The following is an 18,811-nucleotide window of genomic DNA, read 5'->3' on the forward strand; positions in this document are numbered from 1 at the left end:
ATCCTGTTCCCCGGCACGCCGCTGCACGTGACGGCCTCGCCATGGCTGCCGTTGCACCTGGCGCTGGGCATCGCCTCGTACGGCCTGTTCGGCGCCGCCGTGGTGCATGCCTGGCTGATCACCCGCGCCGAAAAGCAGATCCGGCTGGCCACCGCCGAGCCGCAGGGCGGCGTGCCGCTGCTCACGCTCGAACGGCTCACCTTCCGTTTCGTCACCGCCGGCTTCGTGCTGCTGTCGGCCACGCTGCTGGCCGGGCTGCTCTTCAGCGAGCAGCTGTACGGGCTGGCCGGCCGTGCCTGGAAGTGGGACCACAAGACCATCTTCTCGGTGCTCGCCTGGATCACCTTCGCGATCCTGCTGATCGGCCGGGCCCGCTTCGGCTGGCGCGGGCGCACCGCGCGCCGCGTGCTCTATGCCGGCTCGGCGCTGCTGCTGCTGGCCTACGTCGGTTCGCGCTTCGTGCTCGAAGTGGTTCTCGCGCGCCCCCCCGTCTGAAATGAAATACCTCCTCGTCCTCGCGGTGCTCTGGGTCGCGATCTGGCTCTGGCGCAAGAACCGGCGCGAAGAAATGCGGGACGCCATGCGCGAGCGAACAGCCAAGGCACAACGCAAGCCCGCACCGGCCGGACCACCGCAGGCGATGGTGCGCTGCGCACACTGCGGACTGCACCTGCCGGCCACCGAAGCCGTCGCCGGCCCAGGCGGCGCGGTCTACTGCAGCACCGCGCACCGCGAAGCAGCCGCCAGGCAATGAGCACACCCCTCTGGTCGCGCGGCGAGCCGGTCACCGACTGGGACGTGCTCGACCAGGGCCCGGCCGAAAGCTCCGCGCTGGGCAGGCTCTGGCGCGGCTTCATGGGGGCGCGCTGCTTCGTCGCGCTGGTGCTGGTGCTGCTGCAGGGCGTGGCCTTCGCGATCGGGCAGACGATGCAGACGGCAGCCATCGCCGTCTCAGCCCTCTACCTGGCCGCGACCTGGCTGGGCATGCGCTACTCGCGCTTCCAGCCGCCGATCCGCGGCTTCACCACACCGTGGCTGATGACCATCGGCATCGACCTGGCGGCCTTCACCGCGCTGCAGGTGCTGCAGGGCGGCAACGTCAACTACACGCCGCTCTTCGCGCTGCCGGTGCTCATGAGCGCGGTGCTGGGCAGCATGATCGTGAGCCTGGGCACCACCGCCAGCGTCACGCTGCTGCTGCTGGCCGACGCGGGCTGGCACTGGCTGCAGCAGCCGGTTGATTCGTCGCCGCGCTTCGTGCAGGCGGCGCTCACCGGAACCGGCTTCTTCGTGGTGGCGCTGCTCGCCCACGAAATGGCCCGCCGGCTCGCGCGCGAGGAAGCGGTGGCGCAGCGCAACCGCAGCAGCGCGCAGATGCAGGCGCAGGTCAACGACCTGGTGATCGAGACGCTGAGCGAAGGCGTGCTGGTGATCGACGCCGAAGGCCTGGTGCACGCAGCGAACCCGGCGGCCGACGCCATCCTCGGCCAGGGCCTGGCCAGGCTGACGCTGCCCTTCCCGCTGCATGCCCAGCCTGCCTGGCATGCACTCGCAGCTCTGGCGCGCCAGACCTTCGCGCGCCGGGCGCCGCAGACCGAGGAAATCCCGGTGGCGCAGACGCGCGGCGCGGCGCGCGAGGTGCGCGTGCGCACACGGCTCACGCCCACCAGCGAGAAGCGCGCGGACAGCCTGTGCGTGATGTTCCTGCAGGACCTGCGCGAGCTCGAGGCCCGCATCCGCACCGAGAAGCTGGCGGCAATGGGCCGCATGTCGGCGGCCGTGGCCCACGAGATCCGCAATCCGCTGGCCGCCATCACGCAGGCCAGCGCGCTGCTCAACGAAGACCTGACCGACCCGGCGCACCGCAAGCTCACGAGCATGGTTCAGCACAACGCGCAGCGCCTCGCGCGCATCGTGGACGACGTGCTCGACGTCTCCCGCGCGCGCCAGCAGCGCGTGCTCTCGCTGGGCGAGCAGCTGGTGCTCGACCCGGCCGTGCAGGTGCTGGCCGAGGAATGGGTGCGCCAGACGCAGCGCAAGGGCGTGCTGGTGTCGCTCGATGCGGCCGCGAGCGAGGTGCGCTTCGACGCCGAGCACCTGCGCCGCCTGATCGTGAACCTGCTGGACAACGCATCGCGCTACGCCAGCACGCGCGAAGGCGCGATCCAGGTGCTGACCGCGATGCAGCGAGGCGGCGTCGCCCGGCCGAGCCTGATGGTGTGGAGCGACGGCGCGCCGCTCGAGCCCGCGGTGCAGCGGCACCTGTTCGAGCCCTTCTTCTCCTCCGAGAGCCGCTCCAGCGGGCTGGGCCTTTTCCTGTGCCGTGAGCTGTGCCGGCGGCATGGCGCCACCATCGGCTACGAGCGCCGCGCGCTGGTGCCGGGCGGGCCGGAGGGCAACGAATTCTTCGTCAGCTTCGCCCCCAGCGAAAACCGGCTGACACAATAGCGCCCGTGAGTACCCCCCCCTCTTCTTCCAGCCAGCGGCCAGCGCAGATCCTGGTCATCGACGACGAGCCCGACCTGCGCACGCTGTACGAACTGACGCTGCTGCGCGAGGGCTATCGCGTGGAGGCGGCAGGCAGCGTCTCGGAAGCCTGGCAGCACCTGGAGGCCGCGCGCTTCGACGCGGTGATCACCGACATGCGGCTGCCCGACGGACAGGGCATGGAGATCATCCACCGCATCCAGAAAGACCAGCGCAGCGAGCGCTGCGTGGTGATGACGGCCTACGGCTCCGCCGAGAACGCGGTCGAAGCACTGAAGGCCGGCGCCTTCGACTACCTCACCAAGCCGGTCGACCTGAAGCAGTTCCGCGCGGTCGTGGCTTCCGCCGTGCAGGCGCGAACGGCACCTCAGCCGGCGGCCAAGGCCGCGCAGGCCGTCCCCTCGAATGCTGGCAATGCCGCTGGCGAGGCGGCACCGGTCACGTCCGGCACCGGCATCGCCGCGCTCGACCGCCTCGTGGGCGAATCGGAGCCGATGCGGCTGGTCAAGTCGCGCATCGCCAAGGTGGCGCGCGGCATGGCGCCGGTGCTGGTGCGCGGCGAGTCGGGCACCGGCAAGGAACTGGTCGCGCGCGCGGTGCATGCCTGCAGCCAGCGCAGCGAAGGCCCGTTCGTCGCGGTGAACTGCGGCGCGATTCCCGAGAACCTGCTCGAGGCCGAGTTCTTCGGCGCGAAGAAGGGCTCCTACACCGGCTCCTCGCAGGACCGCGACGGCTACTTCCAGGCCGCGCGCGGCGGCACGCTCTTTCTCGACGAGATCGGCGACCTGCCGCTGGCCATGCAGTCGAAGCTCCTGCGCGCGATCCAGGAGCGCAGCGTGCGCTCGATCGGCTCGACGCAGGAAGATGCCGTCGACGTGCGCATCGTCAGCGCCACCCACAAGGACCTGCACGCCGAGGTGCAGGCCGGGCGCTTCCGACAAGACCTTTTCTACCGCCTCAACGTGATCGAGATCGCGGTGCCCGCGCTGCGCGACCGCCGCGAGGACCTGCCCGCGCTGTGCAGCGCCCTGCTCTCGCGCATCGCGCAGGACGGGGGCCTGCCGGTGCCGCACCTGTCGGACGAGCTGCTGCGCCGCCTCGCGCAGCATCCGCTGAACGGCAACGTGCGCGAACTCGAAAACCTGCTGCACCGCGCGGTGGCGCTGAACGATGGCGACGAGCTGCATCTGGATTTGATGGGCGGCTTCACGGCCGCGGCCGAAGCTGCTGCGTCTTCCACGCCGGCGCCGCTGTCGCCCATCGGTGCCGAGGCACTGGCAGTGCCGGCACCGGCGCCGAGCGCACCAGTGGTGGCACCGCCCAAGGCCGCACCGCCGCCGCTGCCTTCCGACCTGCAGGCCTACCTCGACCAGCAGGAACGCGAAATTCTCGTGCGCGCGCTGCACGAGAGCGGCTTCAACCGCACCGCGGCCGCCGCGCGGCTCGGCATGAGCCTGCGCCAGATCCGCTACCGCATCGCGCGGCTGGGCATCACCACGCCCAACGGCGACGATGGCGCGAGCAGCAGCCATGCCGACGAGTGAAGAAGCCCCCGCGGCGCCCGGCGACGCACTCTGGCAGGCCGGCTGGTACCGCTTCGCGAAGGCGCTGCCCTCGCCCAATTTCGGGCCCCGGCCGCAGGGCGCGCAGATCGACCTCATCGTGCTGCACTCGATCAGCCTGCCACCCGGCGAGTACGGCGGCGATGCGGTGCAGCGGCTCTTCACAAACCGGCTCGACTGGGACGCGCACCCCTACTTCCAGTCGATTCGCGGGCTGGAGGTTTCGTCGCACTTCTACGTGCGGCGCAACGGCGAACTCTGGCAGTTCGTGAGCTGCGACGACCGCGCCTGGCATGCGGGCGTGTCGTCCTGGCGTGGCCGCGGCAACTGCAACGACGACTCCATCGGTATCGAGCTCGAGGGCCTGGAAGGCCAGCCCTTCGAAGAGCCGCAATACGAGACGCTCGCCAGCCTGTGCGCCGCCGTCGCGCAGCACTTTCCGGTCGCGCACATCGCCGGCCACGAGCACATCGCGCCGGGCCGCAAGCAGGACCCGGGCACCGGCTTCGACTGGCGCCTGCTGCGCGAACAGCTCGGCTGGAATCCACAGATGTTTCCCGAGCAGGTGATCCGGCGCTAATTTTTTTCAATCGCGCAGCGCCTTGCGATGCGCCGCTCCCGCGCCGCAGCAAAGAGAAAGTTTCAGGCGCGCAATGCAGCAACCATGCGCCCTGCAGGCCCAAATCGGCCTGCAAGCCACGGCTCATGCGGGTTGCGGGACCATGGACCAGTATTCATGGGGCATCTCTGCAGGTGTTCTATTGCGGAAGTAATACCGGCAATCCTTGTATCCATTAGAAAACGCTACATCTAGTGGGTTGTATGCCCCCTGCACCCTAGATATAGTGTCCTCCGTCCGGCCCCATACACCGGCGCGGCGCCGGGCCAGGTGCCGCCATCCAACAAGAATTGCCAACCGAGAGGAAGCGAATGCAAACAGCCCTGAACCCCCAATCGACCCCGCGTGCCGTTCCCTCCACGCCATTGCAACAGCAGCGAGACACTGCTGGCTCCCCCGCCGGCCAGAACCTGGCCCACTACCAGATCATCCGCCGCAACGGCGCCGTCGTGCCCTTCGAGCCGAACAAGATCGCCATCGCGATGATGAAGGCCTTCCTGGCCGTGCACGGCACGCAGGGCGCGGCTTCGGCCAGCGTTCGCGAGACGGTGGACGTGCTCACGCAGGGCGTGATCCGCGCGCTGGTGCGTTCGCGTCCGGGCGGCGGCACCTTCCACATCGAGGACGTGCAGGACCAGGTCGAACTCGGCCTGATGCGCGGCGGCCACCATGAGATCGCCCGCGCCTACGTGCTGTACCGCGAACGCCGCACGCAGGAACGCTCGAAGCAGGGCGAGCAGGAAGTGCCGGCCGCTCCCGCGCTGCATGTGCTGGACAAGGGCGAGCTGGTCGCGCTCGACCTGAACGAGCTCAAGAGCCTGATCGAGTCGGCCTGCGAAGGCCTGGGCGACAGCATCACGGCCGCCCCCATCGTCGCCGAGACGATGCGCAACCTGTACGACGGCGTGCCGCTCGACGAGGTCTACAAGGCCTCGATCCTGGCGGCCCGCACGCTGATCGAGAAAGACCCCGACTACACCTTCGCCACTGCACGCCTGCTGCTGCACACGATCTTCAAGGAGATCGTCGGCCGCGAAGTGATGCCTGCCGAGCGCGCCACCGCGTACGCCGACTACTTCCCGCAGTTCATCAAGAAGGGCGTGGACAACGACCTGCTCGACGAGAAGCTGCTGCAGTACGACCTGCCCCGCCTGGGCGCGGCGCTGAAGGCCGAGCGCGACAACCAGTTCGACTACCTGGGCCTGCAGACCCTGTACGACCGCTACTTCCTGCACGTGCGCAAGACCCGCATCGAGCTGCCGCAGGCCTTCTTCATGCGCGTGGCCATGGGCCTGTCGCTGAACGAAATCGACCGCGAAGCCCGCGCCATCGAGTTCTATGAAGTGCTGTCGTCGTTCGACTTCATGTCGAGCACGCCCACGCTGTTCAACGCCGGCACGCTGCGCTCGCAGCTGTCGAGCTGCTACCTGACCACCGTGCCCGACGACCTGGACGGCATCTACGAGTCGATCAAGGAAAACGCGCTGCTGTCGAAGTTCGCCGGCGGCCTGGGCAACGACTGGACCCGCGTTCGCGCGCTCGGCAGCCACATCAAGGGCACGAACGGCGAATCGCAGGGCGTGGTGCCCTTCCTGAAGGTGGTGAACGACACGGCCGTGGCCGTGAACCAGGGCGGCAAGCGCAAGGGTGCCGTCTGCACGTACCTGGAAACCTGGCACCTCGACATCGAGGAGTTCCTGGAGCTGCGCAAGAACACCGGCGACGACCGCCGCCGCACGCACGACATGAACACGGCCAATTGGATCCCCGACCTGTTCATGCGCCGCGTGATGGAAAAGGGCACCTGGACGCTGTTCTCGCCCTCCAACGTGCCCGACCTGCACGACCTGTTCGGCGCCGAGTTCGAGAAGGCCTACGTCGCCTACGAGGAAAAGGCTGCCCGTGGCGAGATCAAGCCCGCGCGCACCATCCAGGCGACCGACCTGTGGCGCAAGATGCTCACGATGCTGTTCGAGACCGGCCACCCCTGGATCACGTTCAAGGACGCCTGCAACGTGCGCTCGCCCCAGCAGCACGCCGGCGTGGTGCACTCGTCGAACCTCTGCACCGAGATCACGCTGAACACCAGCGACACCGAAACCGCCGTGTGCAACCTGGGTTCGGTGAACCTGCTGCAGCATCTGAAGGACGGCAAGGTCGACCAGGAAAAGCTCAAGAAGACGATCTCCACGGCGATGCGCATGCTCGACAACGTGATCGACATCAACTACTACGCCGTGAAGAAGGCGCGCGACTCGAACCTGCGCCACCGTCCGGTCGGCCTGGGCCTGATGGGCTTCCAGGACGCGCTGTACGAACTGCGCATTCCCTACGCCTCGCAGGAAGCCGTGCAGTTCGCCGACGAGTCGATGGAAGCCATCTGCTACCACGCCTACTGGGCCTCGACCGAACTGGCCCGCGAACGCGGCAAGTACTCGAGCTACAAGGGCTCGCTGTGGGACAAGGGCATCCTGCCCATCGACTCGCTCGACCTGCTGGAAAAGGCACGCGGCGGCTACGTCGAGGTCGACCGCTCGGCCACCCTCGACTGGGACGCGCTGCGCCAGAAGATCAAGGCCGACGGCATGCGCAATTCGAACTGCGTGGCCATCGCCCCGACCGCGACCATCTCGAACATCATCGGCGTGGACGCTTCGATCGAGCCCTGCTTCGGCAACCTCTCGGTCAAGTCGAACCTGTCGGGCGAGTTCACCGTGATCAACCACTACCTGGTGCGCGACCTGAAGCGCCTGGGCCTGTGGGACGACGTGATGGTCATGGACCTGAAGCACTTCGACGGTTCGCTGCGTCCGATCGACCGCGTGCCGCAGGACGTGAAGGCGCTCTACGCCACCGCGTTCGAAGTGGAAACCACGTGGCTGGTGGAAGCCGCCGCGCGTCGCCAGAAGTGGATCGACCAGGCGCAGTCGCTGAACATCTACATGGCCGGCGCATCGGGCAAGAAGCTCGACGACACCTACAAGCTCGCATGGCTGCGCGGCCTGAAGACCACCTACTACCTGCGCACGCAGAGCGCGACGCACGCCGAGAAGTCGACGGTGCAGTCGGGCCGCCTCAACGCGGTGTCGTCGGGCAGCGAGTCATCCGCTTCCGGCATGAGCGCGCTCGAAGCCGCTGCTGCCGCTGCAAAGGCCCAGATGAGCGCGATCCCCGCCACCGACATCGCGTTTTGCGGCGTGGACGATCCGACCTGCGAAGCGTGCCAATAACGCGTCGATGCTCGCGACTGTGAATCAGTGAGGTGCATGCGAAAAATCGCGCGACGCTCATTCAATGAAGCCATTGACTGACATCGCGCGATGCATGCGAGCAACATAACAACCACATAAATGGCGTGCGATGTGAACGAGCACTTTGCAACTCACATCGTTACTCCGATAATTTGAGCATTGGATTTTTCTATGTTGACCTGGGACGAAGAAGTCAAGCCCTCCTTACCAAAGGATATGCAACAAGGTTTGCAGCACCACAGCGCATCGACCAGCGGCTTGCCCGCAGGCCGTTCGGTGGACGCTCCGACTTCGTCGATCGCGCAACCCGCCCTCCGCACATTCAGCACGCTCGATGACGGCGCTGCGGTGCGCCCGGTTGCCACCGCAGCAGCAACGCCTGCCGCCACCATCCAATCCACCCAGCGCGTCAAGGCTTCCGACAAGCGCATCATCAACGGCCAGACCGACGTCAACCAGCTGGTGCCGTTCAAGTACAAGTGGGCGTGGGAGAAGTACCTCGCCACCTGCGCCAACCACTGGATGCCGCAGGAAGTGAACATGACGCGCGATATCGCGCTCTGGAAGGACCCGAACGGCCTGAGCGAAGACGAGCGCCGCATCGTCAAGCGCAACCTCGGCTTCTTCGTGACCGCCGACTCGCTGGCCGCCAACAACATCGTGCTGGGCACCTACCGCCACATCACGGCGCCCGAGTGCCGCCAGTTCCTTCTGCGCCAGGCATTCGAGGAAGCGATCCACACGCACGCGTACCAGTACATCGTCGAGTCGCTCGGCCTGGACGAGAGCGAGATCTTCAACGCCTACAACGAGGTGCCTTCGATCCGCGAGAAGGACCAGTTCCTGATCCCGTTCATCGACGCCATCAGCGACCCCAACTTCCACACCGGCACGCCCGAGGCCGACCAGAAGCTGCTCAAGTCGCTCATCGTGTTCGCCTGCCTGATGGAAGGCCTCTTCTTCTACGTCGGCTTCACGCAGATCCTCGCGCTGGGCCGCCAGAACAAGATGACCGGCGCCGCCGAGCAGTACCAGTACATCCTGCGCGACGAGTCGATGCATTGCAATTTCGGCATCGACCTGATCAACCAGCTCAAGCTCGAGAACCCAGGTCTCTGGACCGCGGAGTTCAAGGCCGAGATCAAGGCGCTCTTCCTGCGCGCCGTCGAACTCGAATACAAATACGCCGAAGACACCATGCCCCGTGGCGTGCTCGGCATGAACGCCTCCATGTTCAAAGGCTACCTGCGCTACATCGCCAACCGGCGTGCACAGCAGATCGGCCTCGAAACGCTCTTCCCGAACGAGGAAAATCCGTTCCCCTGGATGAGCGAAATGATTGACCTGAAGAAAGAGCGCAATTTCTTCGAAACCCGCGTGATCGAATACCAGTCGGGTGGCGCGCTCTCCTGGGATTGAATCTTTCGACAAGAATTAATGAATTCAAGAATTGCTCTTGCCAACGATCGCGCCGAAGAGCGCGGCATGGACGAGAGCTCAGGTGTTCATGGTGCTGGAGCAAAGATTCCAACACCATGAATCGCTTCACGTTACCCAACGTGCGTGGAGTGCTTCAATAGGTTGATTTTTTCAACTTGATCAAGGAGAAATAGAAATGGCAACTGCAAAGAAAGCTCCGGCCAAGAAAGCCGCTGCAAAGAAGGCTCCGGCAAAGAAGGCCGTCGCCGCGAAGAAGGCTCCTGCCAAGAAGGTAGCAGCGAAGAAGGCACCGGCGAAGAAGGTCGCTGCCAAGAAGGCTCCTGCCAAGAAGGTAGCAGCGAAGAAGGCAGCACCGGCGAAGAAGGCCGCTGCCAAGAAGGCTCCCGCCAAGAAGGTAGCAGCGAAGAAGGCAGCACCGGCGAAGAAGGCCGCTGCCAAGAAGGCGCCTGCGAAGAAGGCCGCCGCCAAGAAGGCGCCTGCGAAGAAGGCTGCCGCCAAGAAGGCCCCTGCGAAAAAGGCTGCGGCCAAGAAAGCCGCGAAAAAGCCTGCTGCCAAGAAGCCTGCTGCGAAGAAGGCCCCCAAGGCCGCTGCCCCTGCCAAGGCTGCCGCCGTAGCGCCTGCCCCTGCGGCGCAAACGACGCTGAATCCCCAGGCAGCATGGCCGTTCCCCACGGCCAGCAAGCCCTGAGTTTCTCAGCGGCCTTGAAGGCAAAAAGCCCGGCACCTCACGGTGCCGGGCTTTTTTATCGCCCTTTCAGGCACTCTGTCAGAGGGAAGATCAGACGCCCAGCGCCTTGCGATCGATCTCGTAGTTCTGCGGGCCACGCTGCGCGATCTTGATCGCGCCGACCTTGTTGCCCAGCGCCGCGCACTGCGCGAGCGGCCAGCCCTTTTCCAGGCCGAAGAGCAACGCGCCGCGCCATGCATCGCCGCAACCCGTGGGCTCGACCACCTCGGTGGCTACCACGCCCGGCACGTGCTCGCGCTCGCCGTCGGTCCAGATCTCGCAGCCCTCGGCCGCCAGCGTGACCACCAGGCCGCGCACGCGCTTCGATATCTCGGCCAGGCTCCAGCCGGTGCGCTGCGACAGCATCTTTCCTTCGTAGTCGTTCACCACCACCCAGCTCGCCAGATCGACGAAATGGCGCAGCGCCTCGCCGTCGAACATCGGCAGCCCCTGGCCCGGATCGAACACGAAGGGGATGCCCGCGGCGGCGAACTGCTCCGCGTGCTGCAGCATCGCGTCGCGGCCATCGGGGGCGATGATGCCGAGCTTGATGTCCTCGCGCGCCGCCACCTTGGTGACGTGCGCCTGTTGCATCGCGCCGGGGTGGAAGGCGGTGATCTGGTTGTTGTCGACGTCGCTCATGATCATCGCCTGCGCGGTGAAGGTGTCGTCGAGCTGGCGCACGAACTCCGTGCTGATGCCCAGCGAGCGCATGCGCTCGAGGTACGTGGCACCGTCGTTGCCGAGCGTGGCCATGGGCAACGCCGTGCCGCCGAGCGCATTGAGGCTGTAGGCGATGTTGCCCGCGCAGCCCCCGAAGTCGCGCCGCAGCGTCGGCACCAGGAACGACACATTGAGGATGTGCAGCTGGTCAGGAAGGATCTGGTCGGCGAACCGGCCCTCGAAAGTCATGATGGTGTCGAATGCGAGGGAACCGCAAATCACTGCTGCCATGGTTAGCCGTTGGTTGTGTTGAGTGGATGAAAGCAAGAAGGACGCGCACGCGCGCCCCGCTCAGGGATAGAAAGCTTCGACGCGGTAACCCGCGACAGGCGGCAGCGCCGCGGCCTCCGAAGCGGACAGTGTCAGGGGCAGCGAGGCCGCGCGATCCGCACGCGCAGGCAGCACCGCCGGTGCGCCATAGTCCGCCGGCATCAGCACGCGGCGTACCACGGCACGCTCCTGCGTGTCGAGCAGCGAGAGTTCGACGGCCGGCATGGCGAGCGGCACCGTGGACCCATTGCGCAGGGTGAAGCTCAGGCGGTAGTCGTTGCCGCCGCTCTTCTCGCGTGCGAAGGCCGCGCCTTCGATCACGATGTCGCCGATCTGGCGCAGCGCTCCAATCTCGCAGCCCGTGTACTGGCACAGCGCAGCGAGCGCGGGACGCAGATTGGGCTGGCGCGCGACGATGCCATCGCGCTCATGGCGAACGATCTGGAACACGAGCAGCAGCACCGCAAGCGCCAACAGCAGGACCAGCGCCACGCGCACGCCCTTGCGCTGCCAGAAGCCCGAAGACCTCTCCGGCTGCTCGCCGTCTTCCGCGAAAGGATGCCCAGGCGGCGGCTCGAAGATCGGCGAAAGCACCGGGTCGGGCTCGCCGGGTCCGCTTTCGGTTTCGGTTTGCTCGCGGACCACCACGGCCGAGGCCTTCGCGGCGGCGCGCTCCTCGCGCGCCTTGGCGCTCGCGATCTTGGCCGACTTGGCGCGGGCGCGGCGCAGCGCCTTCTGCATCCGCACCTGGTCGTGGTCCTTCTCGAGCTGCTCGCGTTCGTCCGCCGCGCCGCCGTCCTCACTCTCGTCGCTCGCGCGCTCGATGAGTGCGCGCGTCTTGACGAGGCGCGGCTTGTCCAGCAGCGGCGGCGCCGGCGGTGGCGGCGCAGGCGGCGGAGACGCGAGATTCAGGTCGATGTTCGGAAACGGCGGCAGCGTGCTCGGCGGCGGCTTCCAGGCGGGCTGGGTGACGTCGAGGTCCGACCATGGCTCGTCGGCGGCAATGCCGTGCTCAGGCAAGGTCAGCGAGAAGGCAGGCAGCGGCGAGGCCGGCGCAGGGGGCGGCGACTGTGCCGGCGGCACGGTCTTCGGCGTGTGGTCGAGCACCAGTGCATCCGGCGCAAGCAGATGCTCTTCGTCCACAAGCCAATCCTTGCGCTGGCGCTGGTGCTCGGGCTCGTCGTCGAAGAAGTCGGCATCCTCGACGGATGACGACAGGGGTTGTTCCAGCTCTTCGCGTTCGGCTGGAGATGAGGGGGGCGGCGCCGATGGGGGCGAAGCGGAAGGCTGCTCGACCAGCCCCGGCATGAAGCCACTGCCTTGCACTGCAGGCGATACAGGCGTCACTGCGGTGCCGCCCGCCCCTTCCGATGTTTCGTGCAGGTCGAGCGTCGCGTCGAACACGTTGCTGCAGCGGCCGCAGCGCACCCAGCCGTCCGAGATGCGAAGCTGGTCGCGCACCACCTTGAAGGTGGTGGTGCAGGCGGGGCAGCGCGTGACGAGACTCATGACCGGGCGATTGTAGGGTTGAGCCCTCGCCATGCGAGGGGGCTCAGGGCCACGCAAGAAGCCGGCCGGGTGCTCCGCCGGCAGCTCAGCAGCGAGCGGTCATGAGGATCCAGCCGTCCTCGCTGTCGCTGACTTCGAGCGCCGCGTACGGCGCGTAGGCTTCTTTGAGTTCGTCGGCCTGGCGCTCGAGGATGCCGGCCATGACGAGCGATCCGCCCGCCTTCACATGGCCGCGCAGCAGCGGCGCGAGCAGCTTGAGCGGCGTGGCCAGGATGTTGGCCAGCACGATGTCGTACTCGCCCCTGGCGGCATCGGGCAGGCCGGCCTTGAGCTTCACGCCGTTGGCTTCGGCGTTGAGCACGGTCGAGGAGACCGCTGCTTCGTCGATGTCGACGGCGTCGATGTCCGTCGAGCCGAACTTCGCGGCGCCGATCGCCAGGATGCCGGAGCCGCAGCCGTAGTCGAGCACGCGCTTGCCAGCCAGGGCGCCTTCGCCGTGCGTCGCGATCCAGCGCAGGCACATGCGGGTGGTCGGATGCGTGCCGGTGCCGAAGGCCAGGCCCGGGTCGAGCCTGATGACCTGCTTCGCCTGCTCGGGCGGCTCGTGCCAGGTCGGCACGATCCAGAACTCGGGCGTGACTTCGACGGGCGCGAACTGCGATTGCGTCAGGCGCACCCAGTCCTGCTCGGGCACCGTTGCGATGCCGAGCACCTCGCAGCCTTCGTCGAAGAAGTCCTGCAGCGCGAGCACCGAAGCGGCGTCCCTGGCCTGCGCCTCGTCGGGAAAGAGCGCGATCACGCGCGAACGCTGCCAGCCCTCCTTGGGCGGCGGCATGCCCGGCTCGCCGAACAGCGCCTGCTCGGCATCGGTCTGCGCGTCGGCGTCTTCCACCGACACGCTCAATGCGTCGAGCGCATCGAGCGCTTCGCACAGCGTCTCGACCCGGTCTTCAGGCGCCATCAGGCGGAGTTCGAACATCGCGCTTTCGCTTTCCGTATCAGCGCTTGTGCGCGGCCAGCCACTCTTCGAGGTAGTGGATGTTGGTGCCGCCGCTCATGAACTTGGCGTCGACCATCAGCTCGCGGTGCAGCGGGATGTTGGTCTGGATGCCTTCGATCACCGTCTCGTTCAGCGCCGTGCGCATGCGGGCCATGGCCTGCTCGCGCGTGTCGCCGTAGACGATGATCTTGCCGATCATCGAGTCGTAGTTCGGCGGCACGAAGTAGTTGGTGTAGGCGTGCGAGTCGACGCGAACGCCCGGGCCGCCCGGCGGATGCCACATGGTGATGCGGCCGGGCGACGGCGTGAACTTCCAGGCGTCTTCGGCGTTGATGCGGCACTCGATGGCGTGGCCGTGCATCTGGATCTGGCGCTGCGTGAACGGCAGCTTCTCGCCGGCCGCGACCATGATCTGCGTCTTGACGATGTCGATGCCGGTGGTGAACTCGGTCACCGGGTGCTCCACCTGCACGCGCGTGTTCATCTCGATGAAGTAGAACTCGCCGTTTTCGTACAGGAACTCGAAGGTGCCGGCACCGCGGTAGCCGATCTTCTTGCACGCTGCGGCGCAACGCTCGCCGATCTTCTCGATCAGCTTGCGCGGGATGCCGGGCGCGGGAGACTCCTCGATCACCTTCTGGTGGCGGCGCTGCATGGAGCAGTCGCGCTCGCCAAGGTAGACGGCGTTCTTGTGCTTGTCGGCCAGCACCTGGATCTCGATGTGGCGCGGGTTCTGGAGGAACTTCTCCATGTACACGGCCGGATTGTTGAAGGCCGCGCCGGCCTCCGCCTTGGTCATCTGGATCGCGTTGACCAGCGCGGCCTCGGTGTGCACCACGCGCATGCCGCGGCCACCGCCGCCGCCAGCCGCCTTGATGATGACCGGGTAGCCGATCGCGCGCGCGATGCGCTTGTTGGTGGCGGCATCGTCCGAAAGCTCGCCCTCGGAGCCGGGCACGCAGGGCACGCCGGCCTTGATCATCGCCTGCTTGGCCGACACCTTGTCGCCCATGGTGCGGATGTTGTCGGGCGTCGGGCCGATGAACTGGAAGCCGCTTTGCTCCACGCGCTCGGCGAAGTTGGCGTTCTCGCTCAGGAAGCCGTAGCCGGGGTGGATCGCCTCGGCGTCCGTCACCTCGGCCGCCGAGATGATCGCCGGCATGTTGAGATAGCTCTGCGCCGAGGGGGCCGGACCGATGCAGACAGCCTCTTCCGCGAGCTTGATGTACTTCGCGTCGCGGTCGGCTTCCGAATAGACCATCACGGCCTTGATGCCGAGCTCGCTGCAGGCACGCTGAATCCGGAGGGCGATTTCGCCGCGATTGGCAACCAGGATCTTCTTAAACATGTGCGCCCCCGCGGCTGCATCGCCCGCACGCTGCGCGTGCCATGGCAATTTGACGGCCTTCGCCCGTCCGCGCCGAGGCGCGAGCCCCCCGGTTCACAACCAGAATCTTCTTGAACATGCTTACTCGATGATGAACAGCGGCTGTCCGTATTCGACCGCCTGGCCGTTTTCACCGAGGATCTGGGTGATGGTTCCGGACTTGTCGGCCTCGATTTCGTTGAGGATCTTCATCGCCTCGATGATGCAGAGGGTGTCGCCCTCGTTGACCTTGCTGCCCACCTCGACGAACGCGGCGGCGCCCGGGCTCGACGAACGGTAGAAGGTGCCGACCATCGGCGATTTCACCGCGTGGCCCGACGGCGCGGCTTCGGCCGCCGCAGCGCTGGCAACGGCGGGTGCCGCCACGACGCCGACCGCTGCGGCCGGCGCGGCGGCAGCGGCCTGAGGCGCTGCCAGGGTTTGCACATACTGCACCGGAGCGGCGCCGCCGCCCTTGACGATGCGAACCTTGCCTTCGGTTTCGGTGATTTCCAGCTCGGAAATATTCGATTCGGACACCAGATCGATCAGTGTCTTGAGTTTGCGCAGATCCATGGGACTCCAGTGCCGGCTGTGCCGGTCTTCAGGATATAACTTGTTCGAAAATCGTTGATTTTCGGCGTTCGGCGTCTAACGCCAGCGTAAGGAACTGATTCTAACCATGAACCAGTTCACGCCGCCAAGCCTCCAGGTCGGTCGCTTCGAGCTTGCCCATTTTACGGGCGGCCACCGAGCCGTTCGCGTTCAGGACCAGCGTGAAGGGCAAACCACCACCCGTGTTGCCCAGATTCTTGACCAGTTCCGTGCCCTGCAGGCCGGCCAGGCCGGTCGGGTAGGTGACCGGCGTGCGCTGCAGGAACTTGCGCACGGCGCTCGGCTGATCGATGGCCAAGCCGACCACTTGCCATCCGTTCGCGCTGTTTTGACGAAAGAAGGCGTCTATCATCGGCATTTCCTCGACGCAGGGCGGACACCAGGTCGCCCAGAAGTTCAGCAGCAGCGGCTTGCCGCGCAGGCTCGACAGGGCGAGGTCACCGCCCTCCGGGCGCTCGAAGCTCTGGGCCCAGAAGGCCGCGTCGAGCATCTCTCCCCCGCCCACGCCAATGCTGCCGCCCCGCTCCTTCCACCAGGCGCCGCCAAGCCCGGCGGCCGCAGCCGCCACGCCGGCATAGAGCATGCCGCGTCGGGTGGGCGAAGAAGTCATTCACTTGTCCTTTTCTCGTTCAATCAGTCGGCGCAATGCGGGCAGATCGCCGCGCGGCACGCGCCCCTGGGCATCGGGCTTCAGGGCCCCGCGCAGGTCGTCGAGGTCGTACACCAGCAGGTGCACGCCGATTTCCTCGCCAAGCGCGCGGCTCGGCGCATGCACGCTCAGAGCCTCGACCTGTTCGCCATGGAATCCGGTCACCATGCGCGGTTCGTAGTCCACGTGGTGATCGATCAGCGCTATCTCCGCCGATTTGGAATCATCGCAGAACAACTGAATATAAATGTCCGACAGCCGCGTTGCCGTTCCATGCCACACCGCACCGCCCACATGGGGCCGGAAGGCGGCCATCCGCTCCATCCATTCGAGCGCGAGCAGGCGCAATGCATGCAGTTCCTGCGGCTGGGTGTCTGCGCAGAAAAGCTCGATGTACTCGCGCACCTCGGCCTCGACCTCGTCGTTGTTAGGCAGCGCGGTGCGCGTCGAAAGGCCCAGGTCGCGCAGGGCGCGGCGTTTGGCCGGGCCGTACTCGAGCCCCTCCTCCACGACGAGGCGGGCTGCTGCGGCGGCGATTTCACGCTTGGACGAGTCCATCGGGGCATTTTGCCCGCAGTACGCGCCCCTCACATGAACATCAGTACGGCGCACGGGACAAACGCGCGGCCCCGTCAGGGGAAGCCTCCTGCATCGCTTACCTAGAATCGACCGATGCACATTCATATCCTGGGTATCTGCGGCACTTTCATGGGCGGAGTGGCAGCCCTCGCGCGCGAAGCCGGCCATCGGGTCACGGGCTGCGACGCCGGCGTGTACCCGCCGATGAGCGACCAGCTGCGCGCCCTCGGCATCGACCTGATCGAGGGCTTCGGCGCCGACCAGCTCTCCCTGGCACCCGACAGGTTCGTGGTCGGCAACGTGGTGTCCCGCGCCCGGCTGGCCGACGGAAGCCCCAAGTTCCCGCTGATGGAAGCCATCCTCGACGCCGGCAAGCCCTACACCAGTGGCCCGCAGTGGCTGGCCGAGCACGTCCTGCTGGGCCGCCATGTGCTGGCAGTGGCCGGCACCCACGGCAAGACGACCACCACCTCGATGCTCGCGTGGGTCCTGGAAAAGGGCGGCAAGACACCCGGCTTCCTGGTCGGCGGCGTGCCGCTGGACTTCGGCGTCTCGGCGCGGCTGGGCGACGGCCCCGCGTTCGTGATCGAGGCCGACGAATACGACACGGCCTTCTTCGACAAGCGCAGCAAGTTCGTGCACTACCGCCCGCGCACCGCCGTGCTGAACAACCTGGAGTTCGATCACGCGGACATCTTCGACGACCTCGCCGCCATCGAGCGCCAGTTCCATCACCTCGTGCGCACCGTACCGGGCACCGGCCGGCTGGTGGTGAACGCCACCGAAGAAAGCCTTCAGCGCGTGCTGACCCAGGGCTGCTGGAGCGAGCTCGCGCGTTTCGGCGCGGGCGGCGAATGGCAGGCGCGCGGCCCCCACGACGCCTTCGACGTGCTGCTTCGCGGCGAGGCTGTCGGGCGGGTCGAGTGGGAGCTTTCCGGCCTGCACAACCAGATGAATGCGCTGGCCGCCATTGCTGCGGCCGAGCATGTGGGCGTGGCGCCGGCTGACGCGGCCCGGGCGCTCGGCAGCTTTCGCAACGTGCGCCGGCGCATGGAGCTGCGCGGCACGGTCGAAGGCAGTGACGGCGCGATCACGGTCTACGACGACTTCGCACACCACCCCACCGCGATCCGCACCACGCTCGACGGCCTGCGCAGGAAGCTGGACGACGCCGGCAGGAAAAGTGAGCGCATCCTCGCTGCCTTCGAACCGCGCAGCAACACGATGAAGCTGGGCGTGATGGCTGCGCAGCTGCCATGGAGCCTGGAATCGGCCGACCTGTCGTTCTGCCACACGGCCGGACTCGACTGGGACGTCGCCGCCGCACTCGCGCCGATGGGCGAGCGCGCCCAGCTCGCCGGGGCGATCGAGCCTCTGGTGAAGCAGATCGTCGCCGCGGCCCGGCCGGGCGATCACATCGTCTGCATGAGCAACGGCGGCTTCGGCGGCGTGCACGACAAACTGCTTGCCGCCCTGCGCGCGGCGGCCGCATCATGACCGCCATGCCCATCGCCCGAGCCCGCGAACTGGTCGAGACGCTGCAGCTTCAGCCACATCCCGAAGGCGGCTGGTACGCCGAGGTGTTCCGCTCCGCTTCGAGCGTCACCCCGGCCGATGGACGCCCGCCGCGCAGCGCGCTGACCAGCATCCATTACCTGCTCGAGGCGGGCCAGCATTCGCGCTGGCACCGGGTGCTGTCCGACGAAGTCTGGGTGCACCTCGAAGGCGTGCCGCTCGCGCTGTGGACCTGCGACGCCGCGATGCGGACCGCGCCGGCCCACACGCGGCTGGGCCCGGTCGACATCCACGGCACTCGCCCTCAGCATGTGGTGCCCGCCGGCCAGTGGCAGGCGGCGCAGCCGATCCGCAGCCACAGTTCGGGCGACTACACGCTGGTCGCCTGCATGGTCGGGCCGGGCTTCGACTTCGCCGATTTTTCCCTGGTACCACCCGATAGCGACGAGGCTGCGTCGATGCGGCACCACTGGCCCGACCTGGCCGGTTTGCTCTAGGC

The 18,811-nt window shown here is 66.9% G+C and carries 17 protein-coding genes; 10 read left to right on the forward strand and 7 right to left on the reverse strand.

From position 1 onward, the window contains the following. The 8 genes from QMO14_RS12320 to QMO14_RS12355 all read left to right on the forward strand — a co-directional run. On the forward strand, positions 1-495 hold a 495-nt coding region (locus tag QMO14_RS12320), incomplete at its 5' end, for an inner membrane protein YpjD (RefSeq protein WP_301507498.1). A gap of 1 nt (position 496) precedes the next feature. After that, entirely contained in the window at positions 497-754 is a 258-nt protein-coding gene (locus QMO14_RS12325) for a PP0621 family protein (RefSeq protein WP_301507499.1), read from the forward strand. Beyond that, entirely contained in the window at positions 751-2,448 is a 1,698-nt protein-coding gene (locus QMO14_RS12330) for a nitrogen regulation protein NR(II) (RefSeq protein ID WP_301507500.1), read from the forward strand. Before QMO14_RS12325 ends, QMO14_RS12330 begins: the two co-directional genes overlap by 4 nt. A gap of 5 nt (positions 2,449-2,453) precedes the next feature. Further along, the gene (locus QMO14_RS12335) at positions 2,454-4,031 is read left to right on the forward strand and encodes a sigma-54 dependent transcriptional regulator (protein ID WP_301507501.1); all 1,578 of its coding nucleotides are present in this window, start codon (positions 2,454-2,456) and stop codon (positions 4,029-4,031) included. Continuing rightward, positions 4,018-4,629, forward strand: coding sequence for a 1,6-anhydro-N-acetylmuramyl-L-alanine amidase AmpD (gene ampD, locus QMO14_RS12340; RefSeq protein ID WP_301507502.1), 612 nt, complete (start codon positions 4,018-4,020; stop codon positions 4,627-4,629). The genes QMO14_RS12335 and ampD overlap by 14 nt, the downstream gene beginning before the upstream one ends. A 350-nt stretch (positions 4,630-4,979) precedes the next feature. Beyond that, entirely contained in the window at positions 4,980-7,898 is a 2,919-nt protein-coding gene (locus QMO14_RS12345) for a ribonucleoside-diphosphate reductase subunit alpha (RefSeq protein WP_301507503.1), read from the forward strand. Positions 7,899-8,090: 192 nt separating this feature from the next. Then, positions 8,091-9,338 (forward strand): ribonucleotide-diphosphate reductase subunit beta, encoded by a 1,248-nt coding sequence (locus QMO14_RS12350; protein WP_301507504.1) that lies wholly within the window; start codon positions 8,091-8,093, stop codon positions 9,336-9,338. Positions 9,339-9,534: 196 nt separating this feature from the next. After that, positions 9,535-10,047, forward strand: coding sequence for a histone H1-like DNA-binding protein (locus QMO14_RS12355; protein ID WP_301507505.1), 513 nt, complete (start codon positions 9,535-9,537; stop codon positions 10,045-10,047). 90 nt (positions 10,048-10,137) lie between these two features. Here the strand turns inward: QMO14_RS12355 and QMO14_RS12360 are convergent, their stop codons facing one another. The 7 genes from QMO14_RS12360 to QMO14_RS12390 form a co-directional block, all read right to left on the reverse strand. Further along, positions 10,138-11,040, reverse strand: coding sequence for a carbohydrate kinase family protein (locus QMO14_RS12360; RefSeq protein WP_301507506.1), 903 nt, complete (start codon positions 11,038-11,040; stop codon positions 10,138-10,140). 60 nt (positions 11,041-11,100) lie between these two features. Next, entirely contained in the window at positions 11,101-12,588 is a 1,488-nt protein-coding gene (locus tag QMO14_RS12365) for a zinc-ribbon and DUF3426 domain-containing protein (protein ID WP_301507507.1), read from the reverse strand. A gap of 85 nt (positions 12,589-12,673) precedes the next feature. Further along, on the reverse strand, positions 12,674-13,567 hold the full coding sequence (gene prmA, locus QMO14_RS12370; protein ID WP_301507508.1) for a 50S ribosomal protein L11 methyltransferase: 894 nt from the start codon (positions 13,565-13,567) through the stop codon (positions 12,674-12,676). A gap of 19 nt (positions 13,568-13,586) precedes the next feature. Next, complete coding sequence (accC, locus tag QMO14_RS12375; RefSeq protein WP_125948340.1) at positions 13,587-14,936, reverse strand: acetyl-CoA carboxylase biotin carboxylase subunit; 1,350 nt, start codon at positions 14,934-14,936, stop codon at positions 13,587-13,589. A gap of 120 nt (positions 14,937-15,056) precedes the next feature. After that, positions 15,057-15,530 (reverse strand): acetyl-CoA carboxylase biotin carboxyl carrier protein, encoded by a 474-nt coding sequence (accB, locus tag QMO14_RS12380; RefSeq protein ID WP_301507509.1) that lies wholly within the window; start codon positions 15,528-15,530, stop codon positions 15,057-15,059. A gap of 100 nt (positions 15,531-15,630) precedes the next feature. After that, entirely contained in the window at positions 15,631-16,179 is a 549-nt protein-coding gene (locus QMO14_RS12385; RefSeq protein ID WP_301507510.1) for a TlpA disulfide reductase family protein, read from the reverse strand. Continuing rightward, positions 16,180-16,776: a hypothetical protein gene (locus tag QMO14_RS12390; protein ID WP_301507511.1), complete on the reverse strand. Its 597-nt coding sequence runs from the start codon at positions 16,774-16,776 to the stop codon at positions 16,180-16,182. Between the two features lie 114 nt (positions 16,777-16,890). On the opposite strand from QMO14_RS12390, the gene mpl reads away from it, so the two are divergent. Both mpl and QMO14_RS12400 read left to right on the forward strand, forming a co-directional pair. Next, the gene (gene mpl / locus QMO14_RS12395; RefSeq protein ID WP_301507512.1) at positions 16,891-18,294 is read left to right on the forward strand and encodes a UDP-N-acetylmuramate:L-alanyl-gamma-D-glutamyl-meso-diaminopimelate ligase; all 1,404 of its coding nucleotides are present in this window, start codon (positions 16,891-16,893) and stop codon (positions 18,292-18,294) included. Then, the gene (locus QMO14_RS12400; protein WP_301507513.1) at positions 18,291-18,809 is read left to right on the forward strand and encodes a cupin domain-containing protein; all 519 of its coding nucleotides are present in this window, start codon (positions 18,291-18,293) and stop codon (positions 18,807-18,809) included. Before mpl ends, QMO14_RS12400 begins: the two co-directional genes overlap by 4 nt. The last annotated feature ends 2 nt before the right edge of the window (positions 18,810-18,811 follow it).

The sequence above is a fragment of the Variovorax sp. CAN15 genome, from assembly GCF_030462475.1.
In the GTDB taxonomy this organism is placed as follows: domain Bacteria; phylum Pseudomonadota; class Gammaproteobacteria; order Burkholderiales; family Burkholderiaceae_C; genus Variovorax.